The sequence below is a fragment of the Methylomicrobium lacus genome, assembly GCF_041897535.1.
GTDB classification, from domain to species: Bacteria; Pseudomonadota; Gammaproteobacteria; order Methylococcales; family Methylomonadaceae; genus Methylomicrobium; species Methylomicrobium lacus_A.
On sequence record NZ_CP169217.1, the window covers coordinates 142,451 to 159,442 of the forward strand.

Genomic DNA, 16,992 nt, shown 5'->3' on the forward strand with positions numbered 1-16,992 from the left:
GTTAAATTTTATCGATTCAAGCCTAATTTATCGAGGCTATTCAAACAAATCTTGCGAAACGCCCATCGGCTGGGGCGGTTTCAGGCCGAAGTGTAGATAGGCATTCGGGGTCACGACCCGGCCTCTCGGCGTACGCATGATGAAGCCCTGTTGCAGCAGGTACGGCTCCAGCACGTCCTCTATCGTGCCGCGCTCCTCGCTGATCGCGGCGGACAAGGTATCGAGGCCGACCGGTCCGCCGGCAAAGTTTTCTATCATCGTCAAAAGCAATTTCCTGTCCAAGGCGTCGAAGCCGTTATGATCCACTTTCAACATGTCTAGAGCCTGAACGGAAATCTGTTCGGACACGATGCCGCCGCCCTTGACCTCGGCGAAATCGCGCACCCGGCGCAGCAATCGGTTCGCGATCCGGGGCGTGCCGCGCGCGCGTTTGGCGATTTCCTCGGCGCCTTTCGGCTCGATCTGGATGTTCAGCATATGGGCCGAGCGGGTGACGATCTGGGATAGCTCGGCCACCGTATAAAATTCGAGCCGCTGCACGATGCCGAAGCGGTCGCGGAGCGGCGAGGTCAAAAGCCCCGCCCGCGTCGTCGCGCCGACCAGCGTGAACGGCGGCAAATCCAGCTTGATCGAACGCGCGGCCGGGCCTTCGCCGATCATGATGTCGAGCTGGTAGTCTTCCATCGCCGGATACAGGATTTCCTCGACCGCGGGGCTCAATCGGTGGATTTCGTCGATGAACAACACGTCGTGCGCCTCCAGATTGGTCAGCATCGCGGCCAGATCGCCGGCCTTTTCGAGCACGGGCCCCGAAGTCTGGCGGATATTCACCGACATTTCGGCCGCGATGATGTTTGCGAGCGTGGTCTTGCCGAGGCCGGGCGGGCCGAAAATCAGCACATGGTCGAGCGCTTCCCGGCGCGCGGTGGCGGCCTGGATGAAGATGTCCATCTGCGTACGCAGTTCTTCCTGGCCGATATAGTCGGCCAGTTTTTTCGGCCGGATCGCGCGGTCCTGACGCTCTTCATCGAGCCGGCTGTGCGGCGTGATCAGGCGGTCTTTTTCGATCATCGCGCCGCGCCCTGCAAGGCCAGCCGGATGATGTCCTCACAGCGTTTGTCCTCGCCGGCGATATTCTGCACCATTTTGGCCGCATCCTGCGGTTTGTAGCCGAGTGCGCATAAGGCGCTGATCGCTTCCTGCTTCGGCGTATTCGTCACCGGGCTCTGGTTTAGACTGACGACCGGCGCGTCGCCGCCGCCGAACTCGGGCAGACGGTCGCGCATTTCGATGATCAGGCGTTCGGCGGTTTTTTTGCCGACGCCGGGCAGACGGACCAGGGCCTGCGTATCATTGTCCTGGATCGCGCGTTGAAATTGTTCGGCCGTGAGTCCGGACAGCAGCGTTAATGCCAGCTTAGGGCCGACGCCGCTGACCTTGATCAGGCTCCTGAACAGGGCGCGATCGGCCTCGGTCGAAAAACCGAACAGGATCTGCGCATCCTCGCGCACGACCAGGTGCGTATGCAGCTTCACTTCGGTGCCGACGGCCGGCAGGTTGTAAAAGGTCGTCATCGGCGCCTCGATCTCATAGCCGACCCCGTGCACGTCGAGCAGCAACAGGGGAGGAGCCTTATGGGCCAGAATGCCGCGCAGGAAACCGATCATCGCGCCAGGCTCCGTTCGATCCTGAGCGCGGTCTGCCGGTAGTGCGAATGGCACAGGCACAGCCCCAGCGCGTCGCTGGCGTCGATTTGCAGTTCGCCCTGTATGCCGAGCAGAATTTTGACCATGTGTTGCACCTGTGTTTTTTCCGCGTTGCCCTTGCCGACCAAGGCTTGCTTGACTTGCCGGGCCGCATACTCGAAGACCGGCAGGCCCGCGGTCTGCACCGCGCAGATCGCCGCGCCGCGCGCCTGGCCGAGCTTCAGCGCCGAATCGGCGTTTTTATGCATAAAGACCTGCTCGATCGCCATCTGCTCGGGATGGTAAAGATCGACGATTTCGCGTACCGAATCGAAGATCTGTTTCAGCCGGTCCGGAAAATAATCGGCCTTGACCCTGATGCTGCCGCTGGCAATGTAGCGGCAGCCTTTCGGGCCCTGTTCGATGATGCCGTAGCCGGTGATGCGCGAGCCGGGGTCGATGCCGAGTATCCGGGTGGTCTGACTATCCGTATGAATGGGATTCAATGCCGGTTAGCCTGCGAACTGCGCGATGATGTCCTCGCTGATGTCCGCGTTCGAATACACGTTTTGCACGTCGTCGAGATCTTCCAAGCGGTCGATCAGGCGCAGCATTTTTTCCGCGTCTTCGGCGTCGAGTTCGGTGTTGGTCGAGGCCTGCATCGTGACTTCGGCGTTGTCGGGTTCGAAGCCCGCCGCGACCAGCGCGGATTTGACGGCCAGATACTCTTCGGGCGAGGACATCACGTCGATCGAACCGTCGTCGTTCGTGATCACGTCGTTCGCGCCGGCTTCCAGCGCCGCTTCGATCAGCGCGTCTTCGTCGACGCCTCCCGCATAGCTGATGATGCCGGTTTTGGTGAACAGATAGGCGACCGAGCCGTCGGTGCCGAGGTTGCCGCCCGCCTTGGTGAAGGCATGGCGCACGTCGCTGACCGTGCGGTTGCGGTTGTCGGTCAGGCATTCGACCATCACGGCCGTGCCGCCGGGGCCGTAGCCTTCGTAGCGCACTTCTTCGTAGTTCACGCCTTCCTGCGCGCCGGAGGCTTTCTTGATCGCGTTGTCGATCGTGTCGCGGCGCATGTTCGATCCGAGCGCCTTGTCGACCGCGGTGCGCAAGGTCGGATTGCTGCCCGCGTCGGGGCCGCCGGATTTGACCGCGACGGTGATTTCGCGCAGCAGTTTGGTGAAGATTTTACCGCGTTTGGCATCCTGTCCGGCCTTGCGGTGCTTGATGTTAGCCCATTTACTGTGTCCAGCCATTATCTTTCTCTAATAACGTATTTCTTAAATAAACAACAATCGTAGGGTATGCTGCGCGTACCATTTTGAGTTTTTCAGACCAGGCAGACCTTGTTAAGGTACGCGCAGCGTACCTACAAGACTCCCCGGTAGGGTGCGCATTGCGCACCATTGAATATTTCCGTACACCAAATTCTGTAACCCGAGGCGTCCGAGAAAATAGGTATGAATTTGGTGCGCAGTGCGCACCCTACAGAATATGCGTCAGCACCGCCGCCAAACTCGGCCCCTCGACAAAATGATCGGCCAGCTCGCGGACGATCGGCCGCGCGGCCACGCCGCCGAAACCGATCACGCTGACGCCTTCCTGCTTGGCTTCCATGTCGGTCTTGCCGTCGCCGATCAGCAACAGCGGACTTTCCGGCCGTTTCAGGTCGCGGCAGATCTGCGCCTTGCCGCCGGTCCGGGCCAAGGGCGAAGTCTGGTCGAAATCCTTATAGCTGCCGTCGGCGTTGAAATAAATATCGACCGCGTGCACATGATTTTCCGGCACGCCGAGGAAGCCCGCGAGCGGCAGGATCGCCTGCCGCAGGCCGCCGCTGACGATATGCACTTCCTTGCCGTGCGCAGCGAGCGCCGAAAACACGTCCGCGACGCCTTCGACCATTTCTGTGATGTACAGTCCGGCCAGCCAGTCGATGCTGTCCGCATCCGGACGGATCAGCGACAGCCGTTTTTCATACACCGCCTCGAGCGGCACTTCGCCGTTCATCGCCGCATCGGTCAGCTTGGCCATCGCTTCGCCGAGGCCGACGCGGCCGGCCAGTTCGTCGATGCCTTCGATCCGGCTCAGGGTGCTGTCGCAATCGAAGCAGATGATGCCGAAGCTCATAAACGGATCTGGGTGACCTGATGCACCGGTTGCACGTTGTGCAATTGTTTCAACAAGTCCTCGCCGACCGGTTCGCTGACGCTGATCACCGCCATCGCCTGCTGCTGGCCGTCGGCCATACCGACCTGCATCCTTGTGATGTTGATGTTCGCATTGCCGAGCACCGCGCTGATCGCGGAGATCACGCCCGGACGGTCATCGTGCCGGGTGATCAGCAAGGTACCTTCCGGTACCACTTCGATGTCGAAATGGTTGATGCAGATCAGCCTCGGGTGGTGGCCGCCGAGCAGTACGCCGGAAGCGCTGATGCTGCCGTCCGCGCAGTGGCCGGTCACCTTGATCAGCGAGACATAGTCTTCGGTTTCGGCCGTTTTCGATTCGATCAGCGCGATGCCCTGGCGTTTGGCGATGTTCTCGGCATTGACCCGATTGACCGGCGTCGAAAACTGGCCGCCCAACACGCCGACCAGCGCCGCGACCGATACCGGCCGCGTCTCGACTTCGGCGGCGCGGCCGAACAGCGCGACTTCGAGTTTTTCGATCGGCTGGGTCGCGAGACCGACCACGACCTTGCCCAGAATGGTCGCAAGATTCATGTAATCGGCCGATTTTTTCAGTTCTTCCGCAGACAATCTCGGCAGGTTGATCGCATTGATCGCCTCGCCGGTTTGCAGGAAGGTGACCGCCTGGCGCGCGATTTCGACGCTGACCGCGACCTGCGCTTCGGTCGTCGAGGCGCCCAGATGCGGCGTGAACACGATGTTGTCGAGTTCAAGCAGGGGCGATCCGACCGGCGGCTCGTTTTCGAACACGTCGAGCGCCGCGCCGGCGATCTTGCCGTTCTTCAGCGCCTCATACAGGGCGCCCTCGTCGATCAGGCCGCCGCGCGCGCAGTTGATGATCCGCGCGCTCTTTTTCATCATGCCGAACTGTGCGGCACCGATGATGTTTTTGGTCTTTTCGATCAGCGGGCAGTGCAGGGTCAGATAGTCGGCGCGGCTGACCAGGTCGTCGAGGCTGACCGCTTCGACGCCGAGGTCGGCGAAGATTTCCGGTGCGACGAACGGGTCATAGGCGATCACTTTCATTTTGAGGCCGTGGCCGCGCTGCGCGACGATGCGGCCGATCGTGCCGAAACCGAGAATAGCCAAGGTCTTGTGCGCGACTTCCGCACCCATCAGCTTCGAGCGCTCCCATTTGCCGGAACGCACAGAGCTGTCGGCGGTCGGCAGGCGGCGGCTCAGCGACATCATGTGCGCGATTGCGAGTTCGGCGGTCGTGGTTGCGTTTGCGTCCGGCGTGTTCATCACGATCACGCCCATTTCGGTCGCGGCCGGGATGTCGACGTTGTCGACGCCGATGCCGGCGCGGCCGATCAGTTTCAGGCGCTTGGCGGCTTGCAATACCTTTGCCGTGACCTTGGTGTCGCTGCGGATCAACAGCGCATCGTAATCTCCGATAATTCCGCACAAGCCGTCTTCGTCGAGTCCGGTCTGGATGTGAACCTGGAGGCCGGATTGCTCGGTTAGGTAATTAATGCCGGCTTCGGATAATTTGTCGGAGATCAGGATTTTCTTCATAGTGCTCTGTTGGCCGCAGTGAGGCTTGCTAAAAAGTGCCTATTCTAACAGAATTGACCCTTTCCCGGTATCGGCTTTCGCGGATCCGATTTGCTTCGGCCCGGTTTTTGCCTGTTTGATACCGGCCGGCACGCGCTGCGTTTTGCGCAATCCTACAGCGAGCCGATTTGGTATAATCCGGCCTTTGTCAGTAAAAAAATGCCTGCCGTCGGCTGGGCGGTGAAGGGGGGGAAGTTGTCCAGGGCTAAATTATTGTTCGCGCTGCCGGTGTTCGCCTTGGCCGTGTGGCTCGTCTGGCAGGCCGTGCCCCGGATGACCGGCGCGGCGCCGGAGGTCGCCTTTACCACGATTACCGGCAAGCAGATCGCACTGCGGGAGTGGCGCGGCAAGCCGGCGATCGTGACCTTTTGGGCGACCGATTGTCCTTCGTGCATGCTTGAAATTCCGCATCTGCTCGATTTGTATCAGAAGTTTCATCCCCAGGGTCTCGAAATGATCGCGGTCGCGATGGCTTACGATCCACCTAATCATGTCGTCGAAATGACGCGCGCCAGACAATTGCCTTATCATGTGGCGCTGGATTTGAATTCGGCGCATGCGTTGGCGTTTGGCGATGTACAATTTACCCCGACGACTTTTTTGATAAGCCCCGAAGGCAAGATCGCCGAAAAATCGGTCGGCGTTTTCGATTATCCATCCTGGCAAGCCCGAATTGCCGCAATGTTGAACAAAGGATGAGCGATGCTCTGGTTAAAAGCGTTTCATTTGATATTCATGGTCACCTGGTTCGCCGGACTGTTTTATCTGCCGCGCCTTTTCGTCTATCATGCGATGAGTTCCGATACCGTCAGCCGAGAGCGCTTCAAGATCATGGAACGCAAGCTGTATTACGGCATCATGACGCCGGGCATGCTGTTGACCTTGCTGTTCGGCGTCTGGATGCTGGCCGATTACGCCTGGGACATGTACCGCAGCAGCGGCTGGCTGCATGCGAAATTTACCTTGCTGGCGTTGCTGGTCGGCTATCATGGCCTGTGCGGCAAGTGGCTCCTCGATTTCAAGCATGAGCGCAATCGTCATAGTCATGTGTATTTTCGCTGGATGAACGAAGTGCCGGTGTTGTTCCTGTTCGGCATCGTGATTCTGGCCGTGGTCAAACCTTTTTAATAGCTATTTTTTAATTCATGAAACACATCATCACCCTGTCCGGCGACATCGGCAGCGGCAAGTCCTCGGTCGCGGCGGAACTGCAAAAACTGACCGCCTACGACATCATCGGCACCGGCAAGATTCAGCGCGCGATCGCCGAGCGGCGCGGGCTGACCACGCTCGAATTGAACAAGATTTCCGAAACCGACCGCAGCGTCGATGACGAGATCGACAATTATGTGATCGAAACCGGTAAAACCCAGGATGATCTGATCATCGATTCGCGGCTGGCCTGGCATTTCATTCCGGCCGCGTTCAAGGTCTACCTGTCGGTCGATGCGCTGATCGGCGCGGAACGCGTTTTTAACGCCGGCCGCAGCGACGAGCACAATCCGTCGCTGGAAGCGACGCTGCAAAACAACCTGAAACGTCAGTCCTCGGAAGACCAGCGTTTTTACAAATTGTACGACGTGCATTTTAGGCGCTACGACAATTACGACCTGATCGTCGACACCTCTTATACCGCGCCCGAAGCGATCGCCCGCAAGATCTATGACTGCTTTGAACAGCGGAACCAGGGCGGGGAGTTTCCGGAACTTTGGCTGGACCCTCGGCGGTTGTTGCCCACGCAAAAGCTTGAAGCCGGCGAGAATAGCGAGTTCGATTTCGCTGCGCCGATCTCGGTATTTGTGCATGACGGCCTGATCTATATCGCCGACGGCCATCAACAAATGCTGGCCGCGCGCAAGGCCGGCCTCGACCTGATTCCTGCCCGGATATTGACCGAAGATGCAGCGAATTTCAGCGAACTCGCCGGTGCCGTGTCGCCGTCAATGCGGCAAGCCTGGGAAGCCGCGATGGATGTCAATATTTGATATGAAGGGCGAGGCTCATCAAAATTTATCGGCTCAAACCGGCCAGGAGCTGCCACCAAAGTTCGACCTGGTTTGACAGCAGTAAAATGAATACTGGCCATTCAGTTTATCCAAAGATGCTTGAGTGGAATACTTGCCCCTACATTTGTGCGACGCTGGTTGCTTGATTAGCCCGCTGCGACATTCGGCATGTTGGAAAACATGATGGAAGAGGATCACACGGTGGGGGATTGATGATAGAAAGGCAGGCGTTAATCGCTAGGAACCTGTGACCATTTGTTCCATTCGCTACACAGCTTTCTAAACGAGCGACTACGGTCAAACGCTAGTTGCAAGTCTATTTGCGCGGAAAATGCCGGTTGATCGGTAGTTTCGCCATACGAGCGGTTGGCCATGCAAGCCTCGATCCAGCCCTTGGCATCGCGCGGTCGTTCGGGATCTACGGCCTTTGCCGGGTCATAATTGAAGCCTCGATTTCCCTGCAACGATTCGGCGGCTGCAATAAACCAGGCTTCGTACTCTCTGTTTGCCAACACAACGGAAATTTTACGGTGAGGGACGATACTTTGGGCGCGACGCAAAATCTCTTGACCCAGTTCTGCGGGGCAGTCATCGTCCGCATCGAATAGGATTAATATCCAGCCTTCGTCGCCGCATTTGTTGGCGGCAAGACTGAGATGGCGGCGAAATTCGTCGTCCTTGTTTAGGAAACGGTCTCGGCGGACACGAATCGGATAGCCTACATCGACATATACTTCTGGGGTTAACCACTCGTTGAGTCGCCGTAATAGGACAGGTAAAGCGATGACTTCACCATCGCCTTCCACAATCGCAGTCACATTGATCACGGCTGGCTGTCTCCAAATAAATCGGTTTGTTTTTGTTCTTGCGCTTCCAGTTGTTTGCGGTCGGGAGCCAGTTGATTTAGACGCAGCAACTCGCCGGCAGAGAACAGTGAGTCTCGAATCGCTTGCCGAGACGCTTCGTCGATGGGGCCGATCCGGGTTTCGCCTTTTTCGGAAACCACCGACAATAAAGAATCGGCGCTCAATTGCCGATCGTCGAGCAGATCCGGACTGTGGCTGGTGACAATGATTTGAGTTTCTTGCGAAGCCCGATTCAACGCTTCGCGCAAAGCTGAACTTGCCGCCGGATGTAACGCCGTCTCCGGCTCTTCGATGCCTATCAAGGTGGGGGCGTAATCCCGGTTACCTTGAAACAGTGCAGCCAATATTCCCAATGCCCTTAAGGTGCCGTCGGACATGTTTTGCGCCAGAAAACGCCAGGGATACTTGGCGCCGGCCATGTCCTGACGAAATTCAAGGGTTTCCATCGGGCCAATGGACTTACGTTTTACACCATGAACCATAGGTACGACGGTTTGCAAATATTCCTGAATGATGGTCATGCGTTCCGGAGATACTCTTTCTAAGTGCCCGATGACACTAGCGATGTTTTCGCCAACCGGCTTTAGTAATCTACCCTCTTGCGGTTTCTGCAATTCGCGCATTAATTTGGGATTCAAATTGTAAAATCCCATTGTTGAGAACAGGTCGAAAACCGGACGAAATTCGGTCAAGCCGGAAGCAGCTACCAAGGCCAAGCGGTCGGAGGTCACGGTGGGGAATGTCGCTTCGCTACTGTTGCACAGTTTGCCTTTTTCGATCTGGAAAAACGGACCTTTACCGATACCCTCCAATACGCATTCCTCTGTTTGCACTTCGTAGCCTTGGCCGGAAAGCGCTCCAACATTGAATGCGTAATGTCCTTTTTGCCCATTAGCTAGTGAGAATTCCAGACGAATGCCGAAATGGCTTGGATGGCCGCTGGAATATCTGCGTACTTCCGATAGACCTCCACGTTCGTTTAATGCGTTGTCCAACGAACTTGTTAAGGCATCTCGTACCAAGTGCAAGGCATCAAGGAAATTGCTTTTACCGGAACCGTTTGCCCCTACTAAATAGGTGAGTTGGTCCAGTTTTACGTTGCAATAACCAATACTTTTGTAATTTCGTAATACGACGCAGGTGATACGGGCATGGGCCATGGGGTTAGGTTCTCTATATTATGATGTACGTTAACGGCAATCGAACTGCTTGGCCAGGCTCGGTAATTGACACCTGATTTTTCCGGCGCACTGTATTTTGAAGCCGTCAGATCAAGTCCAGATCTCTATCACATATCATTCTCGCGGATCAAACGGCGTTAGCCGACTAGGCGCTGTTTGAAGACTCGCGAATCGAGATTATCGTTGTTTTGGTGGCTTGCCACTCTTCGCAGCGCGGGACCCAGAAGCGGCCGGCGTTCAGCCAGTGCAGTCCGCGCAGCGGAGACTTGAGACGGTTCAAGATGCGGTTTTCGAGCCAATCGGGGTCGAAAAACTCCCATTCTCCCGCCACGCATACAAGGTTGTATTTGCAGACCGGATAAACCTCGTCGATCAGGATCTGCTCGATGTCGGCCAAGGAATAGGGCGATGCGGCCAGTTTTTCCGCCCGCCAAGTGCGGGCAAGCGTCACATCCGTATAGAGAAATAAATCGGACAGCGCCTCCCACACCGGCCGGCGATTCGGCAAGTCATCCGGGGCAGCTTTCATCGCGTTCGGGTATTGTGCAATGTCCTTCAGTTGCCGGGTTTCTTCAGCATTTTTCGCACTTCGCCCAGATGCATTTCTTCCTGCGCGATCATCCGCCGCGCGTATTCTTCCAGCAGCACATGATGGCCGCTGACCAGGTCGAGCAGGGTGTTATAGGCCGACAGCGCGAGCATTTCATGATCGAGCGATTCGCGCAGGATGTCGCCGATGTCGTGCCGGTGCGTTTCGAGCAGCGGGCCGATGCCGAGCGACGGATGCGCATCCAGCAGCGTAATCAGTTCGCCCGCTTCGTTCGCGTGCTGCAGCGATTCGGTGGCCTGTGCGCGCATCCAGCCGACGATCGGTATACGTCCGTAGCCGACCACCATCAAGGCATAATGGGTATAGCGCACCACGCCGGCCAATTCGGTTTCCAGAATCTTGTTCAGCACGGTGACGACTTCGTCTTTATCGAATCCGTTGTGAGCCATGGCTGCCTCCAAAGGCAAAATGAAGAAAGCCTTACTATATCGGGTTTGGCCGAATTTTGCGACCCGGGTCCCGTCCGATAGACAAGGAATTCATGATTTTGCCAGTAATGTAAAGGACTTGCGTGTTGCATTTCTGCGATCCTCATCTATTCTTCGGATGGAGAAGCGCGCAGAGTCTAGCCGTCTGAACGGCATTTTTACCTGAATCTCTGGATATTTTCCCATGATCTTAGTATTGCTCGGCATCCTACTGTTTTTGGCCATTCTGATCGTTTTTGCTGAACAACTCGCTGATCGCGAGGAATGCGGTCGGCAATGCCTTCGGCGCGATCGATGCGAAGATGAAAAAACGTTATGACCTGTTGACTGCCACAATGCCTGCGAGCAGTTGGCGACGAATATTTTGGCCGGTATGATGAATTTTTTGCTCAAAACTCCTATCGAAATATCGGACAAAGAGAGGAAGAGCATCGGCGCCTGAGATGTGTTCAAAAGCTGAGTCCGATTTGCCAACACGTACACGCCTGACGCCTATGAAATCGGTCGACAACTTTATCAAACACTACCGCAATAATGTGGCGCCGATATTACGCGATCTGGAGCCTGAGAGGAGAGCGTTGCTGCTCCTGTTTTGGACGGGCGTCGTGTTTCTGGCGGCCAGCGCGCCCGGCTTCGTGTTGTCGTTGCGTTCCGATCAGCCGGTTTATTTGCTGGCGGCCGCGCCGTTTGTGATCGTTGCGGTCTACCAGTTTTATCGTTTCAAGCAAAAGAAGCGAGCCTATGCGGACGTGTTCAAGAATTGCGTAATCCGCGAGTTGGTCGCATTGATCGATCCGCATTTCGATTATTTTCCGCACCGTCATATCGACGAAGCCGATTACCGGGAGTCCGAGCTCTTTAGGAACCGGATCGACCGTTACCGCGGCCGCGATTTGGTCGAAGGGGCGCTCGGCGCGACCCGTTTTTTCTTCTCCGAACTGATGCACGAGGAAATGCAGGAAACGACCGATGCGAAAGGATGCAGGCGGACGCGCTGGGAGACCGTCTTCAAGGGCCTTTTTTTCATCGCCGACTTCAACAAGCCTTTTCACGGCAAAACCTATGTGGTGCCCGATGCGCGCGGCAGCGTCTTGAATTTAGGCAAGTTATTCGAAAAAGGGAGCTTCGGCCGCGGCGACATCGTCGAACTCGAAAATCCCGAATTTGACGCGCTGTTTACCGTCTACGGCACCGATCAGATCGTGGCGCGTTATATCCTGTCATCGGCGATGATGGACCGCTTGGTTCATTTCAGGAACAAGGCAGACACCCCGGTCCATCTTTCCTTCATCAACTCGAAAATGTTCGTGGCGTTGCCGCTCAGCAAGGATCTGTTCGCGCCGAAGATATTTTCGAGCGGCGTACAGTCCGCCTGTTTGCGGGATTATTTCCGCTATCTCGCGCTGGTCGCGGGGATCGTCGACGACCTGAACCTGAATTTGAGGATTTGGGGGAAGGTGTAATAATCGATCCACTACAGGGTGGATGCGCTACGCTTATCCACCCTACAGATGCGGTTAGCCGTGTCAAACCGCGTTTCTGATCCGCTCCATCGCTTTTTCGAGATTCGCCATGCTGGTCGCGATCGAAATCCGGATGTGGCCCGGGGTACCGAAGGCGGAACCCGGCACCAGCGCGACGCCGGCATGCTCGATCAGATATTCCGAAAATCCTAGATCGTCGTCGATGCCGTCGAGCCGCGCGAGCAGTTTCTCGATGTTCGGGAACACATAAAACGTGCCGTCGGTTTCGATGCAGTCGATGCCGTCGATCTTGTTGAATTCTGCGACCACATAATCATGGCGCTTCTTGAATTCGACGCACATGTCGTCGATGAAGCTTTGATCGCCGGTCAGCGCGGCTTCGGCGGCGACCTGCGAAATCGAGGTCGGGTTCGAGGTGCTTTGCGACTGCACGGTGGTCATCGCCTCGATCAGGTCGGCGGGACCCGCCGCATAGCCGATACGCCAGCCGGTCATCGAATAGGCCTTCGAGACGCCGTTCATCACGACGGTCCGGTCGTAAAGGTCCGGATGCGCGTTCAGGATGTTTACGAACGTGCCTTGCTTCCAGAGAATATGCTCGTACATGTCATCGGTCGCGATGATGATGTTCGGATGTTCCTTCAACACGTCGCCGAGCGCCTTCAGTTCGTCGAGCGTGTAGGCGATGCCGGACGGATTCGACGGGCTGTTGATGAAGATCAGGCGGGTCTTCGGCGTGATCGCGGCGCGCAGTTGTTCCGGGGTGATCTTGAAGCGCTGCGCCTGGGTCGTTTCGATGATCACCGGCACGCCGTCAGCGAGCAGCACCATGTCCGGATACGAAACCCAGAACGGGGCAGGGATGATCACCTCGTCGCCCGCATTCAACAGCGCCTGCGTCAAGTTGAACGAGCTTTGCTTGCCGCCGCAGGAGACCAGAACCTGTTTCGGCTGGTAGTCGAGACCGTTATCCTTTTTGAACTTCTCGATGATCGCCTTTTTCAAACTCGGAATGCCGTCGACCGCGGTATACTTGGTGAAGCCTTTCGCCAAGGCCTCGACGGCCGCCGCCTTGATGTGTTCCGGCGTATCGAAGTCGGGTTCGCCCGCGCCGAGTCCTACGATGTCCTTGCCGGCCGCGCGCATTTGTGCGGCCCGGGCGGTAATCGCCAAGGTCGGTGAGGGTTTGACTGCCTGAACTCTGTTGGATAGTTTGATGCTCATGTTCCGCCGTGTAAAATCAATGTCAAAAATCGCCGTAAATTATACCCTTTAGCGACCCGTCAAATAAACGGTTTTGAGAAATAACGAGTGAAGAAAGAATTTAAGATCCACAGCCGCTTCCAGCCGGCCGGTGACCAGCCTGCCGCGATCGCAAAACTGATTGAAGGCCTGAACGACGGCGAAGTGCATCAGACCCTGCTCGGCGTGACCGGCTCGGGCAAGACCTTTACGATCGCGAACGTGATCCAGAAGGTCCAGCGCCCGGCGATGGTGATGGCGCCGAACAAAACGCTGGCCGCGCAGCTTTACGGCGAGTTCAAGGAGTTTTTTCCGGAAAACAGCGTCGAATATTTCGTTTCCTATTACGACTACTACCAGCCGGAAGCCTATGTGCCGGCGTCAGACACCTTCATCGACAAGGACGCCTCGCTGAACGAACACATCGAGCAGATGCGGTTGTCCGCGACCAAGGCGCTGATCGAACGCGAGGATACGATCGTCGTGGCGACCGTGTCCGCGATCTACGGCTTGGGCGAGCCGGAATCCTACTTCAAGATGGTCTTGCATCTGGTCAAGGGCGACCTGATCGATCAGCGCGCGATCATTCGCCGGCTGACCGAAATGCAATACACCCGCAACGACGTCGACCTCAGGCGCGCGACCTACCGGGTGCGCGGCGACGTGATCGACATTTATCCGGCCGAATCGGACTCGCAAGCGCTGCGGGTCGAACTGTTCGACGACGAGGTCGAACGCCTGTCGCTGTTCGATCCCTTGACCGGCGAAATCCTGCGCCATGTCGCGCGCTATACTGTCTATCCGAAGAATCACTACGTGACGCCGCGCGAACAATTACTGGAAGCGGTCGACAAGATCAAGGTCGAATTGAAAGAGCGCCTGGAGCAGCTGCGCGCGCTGAACAAACTGGTCGAGGCGCAGCGCCTGGAACAGCGCACGCTGTTCGACATCGAGATGATCATGGAGATGGGCTACTGTTCCGGCATCGAAAACTATTCGCGCTATCTGTCCGGCCGCGGGCCCGGCGAACCGCCGCCGACGATGTTCGATTACCTGCCCGCGAACGCGATCATCGTGCTCGACGAAAGCCATGTCACGGTCCCGCAAATCGGCGCGATGTACAAGGGCGACCGTTCGCGCAAGGAAACCCTGGTCGAATACGGATTCCGGCTGCCGTCCGCGCTCGACAACCGGCCGTTGACCTTCGACGAGTTCGAGCTGAAATCGCCGCAGCGGATTTACGTTTCGGCGACGCCCGGGCCTTACGAAAAGACGCATTCTGGCGTCTTCGTCGATCAGGTGGTGCGGCCGACCGGCCTGCTCGATCCGGAAGTCGAGGTGCGCCCGGCCACGACGCAGGTCGACGATCTCTTGTCCGAAATCAACAAACGCGTCGATAAGCAGGAACGGGTCCTGGTCACGACATTGACCAAACGCATGGCCGAGGATTTGACCGAATACCTGACCGACCACGGCATCCGTGTGCGCTACCTGCATTCCGACGTCGAAACGGTCGAGCGCGTCGAGATCATCCGCGACCTGCGCCTCGGCCAGTTCGACGTGCTGGTCGGCATCAACCTGCTGCGCGAAGGCCTGGACATTCCGGAAGTCTCTTTGGTCGCGATCCTCGATGCGGACAAGGAAGGCTTCCTGCGCTCGACCGTGTCGCTGGTGCAGACGATCGGCCGCGTCGCCCGCAACGTGCACGGCAGGGCGATCCTGTACGCGGACCGGATCACCAAATCGATGCAGCAGGCGATGGAGGAAACCGAGCGCCGCCGCGAAAAGCAGCGCAGCTTCAACGAAGCGCATGGGATAACGCCGGCGACCGTCTATAAATCGGTCACCGACATCCTGCAGACCGCGATCCCCGGCGCCGGCCTGGCGATCCCGAGCACGCAAAAACGCGTCGCCGAGCCGTCCGCGTCTTACATTAAGCCATTGACGCAAAAGCAACTGGCGAAAAAAATCAAACAGCTCGAGGAAGCGATGTACAAGCATGCGAAGGATCTGGAGTTCGAGCAGGCGGCGAAAATCCGCGACGAGCTGAAGTTGCTGCAAGAGCAGGTGCTGGTATAAATGCCGCAAGACCAACGCATCGAAAGCCTCGACGATTCGCTCAGGGCCAACATCGTCGACGTCGCCGCGAGACGAATCTTTTCGGCCGAGCTTTACTGGCGCGATGGCGTGATTACCGCGATCACCGAACTTGGCGGCGAAGATTCGTGCTTGCCTTATCTCTTGCCGGGCTTTGTCGACGCGCATGTGCATATCGAAAGTTCGATGCTGACGCCCGTCGAGTTCGCTCGTATCGCGGTCCGCCATGGCACGGTGGCGGCGGTTTCGGATCCGCATGAGATCGCGAACGTATTGGGCCTCGAAGGCGTGCGCTTCATGCTCGATAACGCCCGGCAGACGCCGTTCAGCTTCTGCTTCGGGGCGCCGTCCTGCGTGCCGGCGACGCCGTTCGAAACGGCCGGCGCCAGGTTCGATTGCGAGCAACTCGAAGGATTGTTTCAAGCCGGCGAGGCCTCTTATCTGTCCGAAATGATGAATTATCCGGGCGTCCTCGCGAACGATCCTGCCGTTCTGGCCAAGCTGAATCTGGCCAGGCGTTACGGTTGCAAGATCGACGGCCATGCGCCGGGATTGTCGGGACGAGAGGCTGCCGGCTATGCGGCGGCGGGGATCACGACCGATCATGAATGCAGCACCTTAAACGAAGCCGAAGACAAGATCGCCTCCGGCATGCATATCCTGATCCGCGAAGGCTCGGCCGCGCGCAATTTCGAGGCCCTGCACCCCTTGATCAGCCGCTATCCGGATAAGGTGATGCTGTGCAGCGACGACAAGCACCCGGACGAGCTGGCTTCGAGCCATATCGATCGGCTCGCGGCGAGGGCGCTTCAGCACGGCCATGCGCTGTTCGATGTGCTGCAATGCGCGTCGATCAATCCGATCCGGCATTATGGCCTCGCTATCGGACAGCTGCGCGTAGGCGACCGCATGGATGCGGTAGAGGTCGGCGATCTTAAAACATTGATGCCCCTGAAAACCTGGCTGGCCGGCCGCTTGGTCGCCGAACACGGCAAGAGCCTGTTGCCGGCCGTTATCCCCGAATCGATTAATCGCTTTAACGCCCGCAAGATTCAAGCTTCCGACCTGGCAATAACGGCCGGCAGTGAAAGAATACGCGTGATGCAAGCGATGGACGGCGAATTGCTGACGCGTGAGATTTTGCTGGCGCCGAAAGTCTCCGGCGGCCACATCGTTCCTGATAGCGACCGGGACATCCTACTGTTGACCGTGGTCAACCGCTACCGCCCCGAAAAGCCGGCCGTCGCCTTCATTCAGGGTTTCGGCCTGAAGCAGGGCGCACTGGCGTCGAGCGTGGCGCATGACTCGCATAACCTCATCGCGGTAGGGGGCGATGCGGAGGCGCTATGCCGGGCCGTCAACGGTCTGATCGATCAGCAGGGCGGCATCGCGGTCGTCCACAACGACCGTTTCGAGTGCTTGCCGCTGCCGATTGCCGGCCTGATCAGCGACAGGGACGGCGATTTTGTCGCGAGGCGTTATGCCGAATTGGACCGCATCGCCAAACGGATCGGATCGCCCCTGCGGGCCCCCTTCATGACCCTGTCTTTCATGGCTTTGCTGGTGATTCCTGAGCTGAAGTTGAGCGACCGGGGGCTCTTCGACGGCCGTACCTTCCAATTCACCGACCTGAGGGTATAA

General features: G+C 57.6%; 17 protein-coding genes. 6 read left to right on the top strand and 11 right to left on the bottom strand.

Annotation, left to right across the window (positions count from 1 at the left end):
- Positions 1 to 36: 36 nt before the first annotated feature.
- From ruvB to serA, 6 genes are all read right to left on the bottom strand, one after another.
- Positions 37 to 1,071 carry a Holliday junction branch migration DNA helicase RuvB gene (gene ruvB / locus ACEPPP_RS00540; protein ID WP_374089117.1) on the bottom strand — a complete coding sequence of 345 codons (1,035 nt, stop codon included), beginning with the start codon at positions 1,069 to 1,071 and terminating at the stop codon, positions 37 to 39.
- Positions 1,068 to 1,667, bottom strand: coding sequence for a Holliday junction branch migration protein RuvA (gene ruvA, locus ACEPPP_RS00545; protein ID WP_374089118.1), 600 nt, complete (start codon positions 1,665 to 1,667; stop codon positions 1,068 to 1,070). Before ruvA ends, ruvB begins: the two co-directional genes overlap by 4 nt.
- The gene (gene ruvC, locus ACEPPP_RS00550) at positions 1,664 to 2,182 is read right to left on the bottom strand and encodes a crossover junction endodeoxyribonuclease RuvC (protein WP_374090959.1); all 519 of its coding nucleotides are present in this window, start codon (positions 2,180 to 2,182) and stop codon (positions 1,664 to 1,666) included. The genes ruvA and ruvC overlap by 4 nt, the downstream gene beginning before the upstream one ends.
- Before the next feature lie 15 nt (positions 2,183 to 2,197).
- Positions 2,198 to 2,947 (bottom strand): YebC/PmpR family DNA-binding transcriptional regulator, encoded by a 750-nt coding sequence (locus ACEPPP_RS00555; RefSeq protein ID WP_374089119.1) that lies wholly within the window; start codon positions 2,945 to 2,947, stop codon positions 2,198 to 2,200.
- Positions 2,948 to 3,176: 229 nt separating this feature from the next.
- Entirely contained in the window at positions 3,177 to 3,818 is a 642-nt protein-coding gene (locus ACEPPP_RS00560) for an HAD-IB family phosphatase (RefSeq protein WP_374089120.1), read from the bottom strand.
- A complete protein-coding gene (serA, locus tag ACEPPP_RS00565; RefSeq protein WP_374089121.1) occupies positions 3,815 to 5,398 on the bottom strand; it encodes a phosphoglycerate dehydrogenase in 1,584 nt (527 codons plus the stop codon). Before serA ends, ACEPPP_RS00560 begins: the two co-directional genes overlap by 4 nt.
- 90 nt (positions 5,399 to 5,488) lie before the next feature.
- Between serA and ACEPPP_RS00570 the strand changes: the two genes are divergently transcribed.
- Genes ACEPPP_RS00570 through ACEPPP_RS00580 form a run of 3 tightly spaced genes read left to right on the top strand, consistent with a single transcriptional unit; the run spans position 5,489 to position 7,422 of the window.
- Entirely contained in the window at positions 5,489 to 6,136 is a 648-nt protein-coding gene (locus tag ACEPPP_RS00570) for a peroxiredoxin family protein (RefSeq protein ID WP_374089122.1), read from the top strand.
- Between the two features lie 3 nt (positions 6,137 to 6,139).
- On the top strand, positions 6,140 to 6,565 hold the full coding sequence (hemJ, locus tag ACEPPP_RS00575; RefSeq protein WP_374089123.1) for a protoporphyrinogen oxidase HemJ: 426 nt from the start codon (positions 6,140 to 6,142) through the stop codon (positions 6,563 to 6,565).
- Between the two features lie 17 nt (positions 6,566 to 6,582).
- Positions 6,583 to 7,422 (top strand): AAA family ATPase, encoded by an 840-nt coding sequence (locus tag ACEPPP_RS00580; RefSeq protein ID WP_374089124.1) that lies wholly within the window; start codon positions 6,583 to 6,585, stop codon positions 7,420 to 7,422.
- Positions 7,423 to 7,673: 251 nt separating this feature from the next.
- Here ACEPPP_RS00580 and ACEPPP_RS00585 read toward each other — a convergent pair whose 3' ends face one another.
- The 4 genes from ACEPPP_RS00585 to ACEPPP_RS00600 form a co-directional block, all read right to left on the bottom strand.
- Complete coding sequence (locus ACEPPP_RS00585; RefSeq protein ID WP_374089125.1) at positions 7,674 to 8,270, bottom strand: DUF4276 family protein; 597 nt, start codon at positions 8,268 to 8,270, stop codon at positions 7,674 to 7,676.
- Positions 8,267 to 9,469 carry an AAA family ATPase gene (locus ACEPPP_RS00590; RefSeq protein WP_374089126.1) on the bottom strand — a complete coding sequence of 401 codons (1,203 nt, stop codon included), beginning with the start codon at positions 9,467 to 9,469 and terminating at the stop codon, positions 8,267 to 8,269. Before ACEPPP_RS00590 ends, ACEPPP_RS00585 begins: the two co-directional genes overlap by 4 nt.
- Before the next feature lie 166 nt (positions 9,470 to 9,635).
- The gene (locus ACEPPP_RS00595; protein WP_374089127.1) at positions 9,636 to 10,019 is read right to left on the bottom strand and encodes a hypothetical protein; all 384 of its coding nucleotides are present in this window, start codon (positions 10,017 to 10,019) and stop codon (positions 9,636 to 9,638) included.
- 26 nt (positions 10,020 to 10,045) lie between these two features.
- Positions 10,046 to 10,489, bottom strand: coding sequence for a bacterioferritin (locus ACEPPP_RS00600; RefSeq protein ID WP_374089128.1), 444 nt, complete (start codon positions 10,487 to 10,489; stop codon positions 10,046 to 10,048).
- Positions 10,490 to 10,995: 506 nt separating this feature from the next.
- Here ACEPPP_RS00600 and ACEPPP_RS00605 point away from each other — a divergent pair.
- A complete protein-coding gene (locus ACEPPP_RS00605) occupies positions 10,996 to 11,991 on the top strand; it encodes a DUF3137 domain-containing protein (RefSeq protein WP_374089129.1) in 996 nt (331 codons plus the stop codon).
- Between the two features lie 63 nt (positions 11,992 to 12,054).
- On the opposite strand, the gene ACEPPP_RS00610 is transcribed toward ACEPPP_RS00605, so the two are convergent.
- A complete protein-coding gene (locus ACEPPP_RS00610) occupies positions 12,055 to 13,236 on the bottom strand; it encodes a pyridoxal phosphate-dependent aminotransferase (RefSeq protein WP_374089130.1) in 1,182 nt (393 codons plus the stop codon).
- Between the two features lie 87 nt (positions 13,237 to 13,323).
- Here ACEPPP_RS00610 and uvrB point away from each other — a divergent pair, with 87 nt between their 5' ends.
- Together uvrB and ade are read left to right on the top strand one after the other, a co-directional pair.
- The gene (uvrB, locus tag ACEPPP_RS00615) at positions 13,324 to 15,333 is read left to right on the top strand and encodes an excinuclease ABC subunit UvrB (RefSeq protein WP_374089131.1); all 2,010 of its coding nucleotides are present in this window, start codon (positions 13,324 to 13,326) and stop codon (positions 15,331 to 15,333) included.
- Positions 15,334 to 16,992, top strand: a complete 1,659-nt coding sequence (gene ade, locus ACEPPP_RS00620) for an adenine deaminase (RefSeq protein ID WP_374089132.1) — start codon at positions 15,334 to 15,336, stop codon at positions 16,990 to 16,992. It begins immediately after the preceding gene.

What these genes read in the sequence shown, in the direction of transcription:
- ACEPPP_RS00555 (WP_374089119.1), bottom strand. Translation starts at nt 2,947, where the DNA reads ATGGCTGGACACAGTAAATGGGCTAACATCAAGCACCGCAAGGCCGGA.
- hemJ (WP_374089123.1), top strand. Translation starts at nt 6,140, where the DNA reads ATGCTCTGGTTAAAAGCGTTTCATTTGATATTCATGGTCACCTGGTTC.
- ACEPPP_RS00600 (WP_374089128.1), bottom strand. Translation starts at nt 10,489, where the DNA reads ATGGCTCACAACGGATTCGATAAAGACGAAGTCGTCACCGTGCTGAAC.
- ruvB (WP_374089117.1), bottom strand. Translation starts at nt 1,071, where the DNA reads ATGATCGAAAAAGACCGCCTGATCACGCCGCACAGCCGGCTCGATGAA.
- ACEPPP_RS00595 (WP_374089127.1), bottom strand. Translation starts at nt 10,019, where the DNA reads ATGAAAGCTGCCCCGGATGACTTGCCGAATCGCCGGCCGGTGTGGGAG.
- ACEPPP_RS00610 (WP_374089130.1), bottom strand. Translation starts at nt 13,236, where the DNA reads ATGAGCATCAAACTATCCAACAGAGTTCAGGCAGTCAAACCCTCACCG.
- ade (WP_374089132.1), top strand. Translation starts at nt 15,334, where the DNA reads ATGCCGCAAGACCAACGCATCGAAAGCCTCGACGATTCGCTCAGGGCC.
- ACEPPP_RS00560 (WP_374089120.1), bottom strand. Translation starts at nt 3,818, where the DNA reads ATGAGCTTCGGCATCATCTGCTTCGATTGCGACAGCACCCTGAGCCGG.
- ACEPPP_RS00590 (WP_374089126.1), bottom strand. Translation starts at nt 9,469, where the DNA reads ATGGCCCATGCCCGTATCACCTGCGTCGTATTACGAAATTACAAAAGT.
- serA (WP_374089121.1), bottom strand. Translation starts at nt 5,398, where the DNA reads ATGAAGAAAATCCTGATCTCCGACAAATTATCCGAAGCCGGCATTAAT.
- ruvA (WP_374089118.1), bottom strand. Translation starts at nt 1,667, where the DNA reads ATGATCGGTTTCCTGCGCGGCATTCTGGCCCATAAGGCTCCTCCCCTG.
- ACEPPP_RS00580 (WP_374089124.1), top strand. Translation starts at nt 6,583, where the DNA reads ATGAAACACATCATCACCCTGTCCGGCGACATCGGCAGCGGCAAGTCC.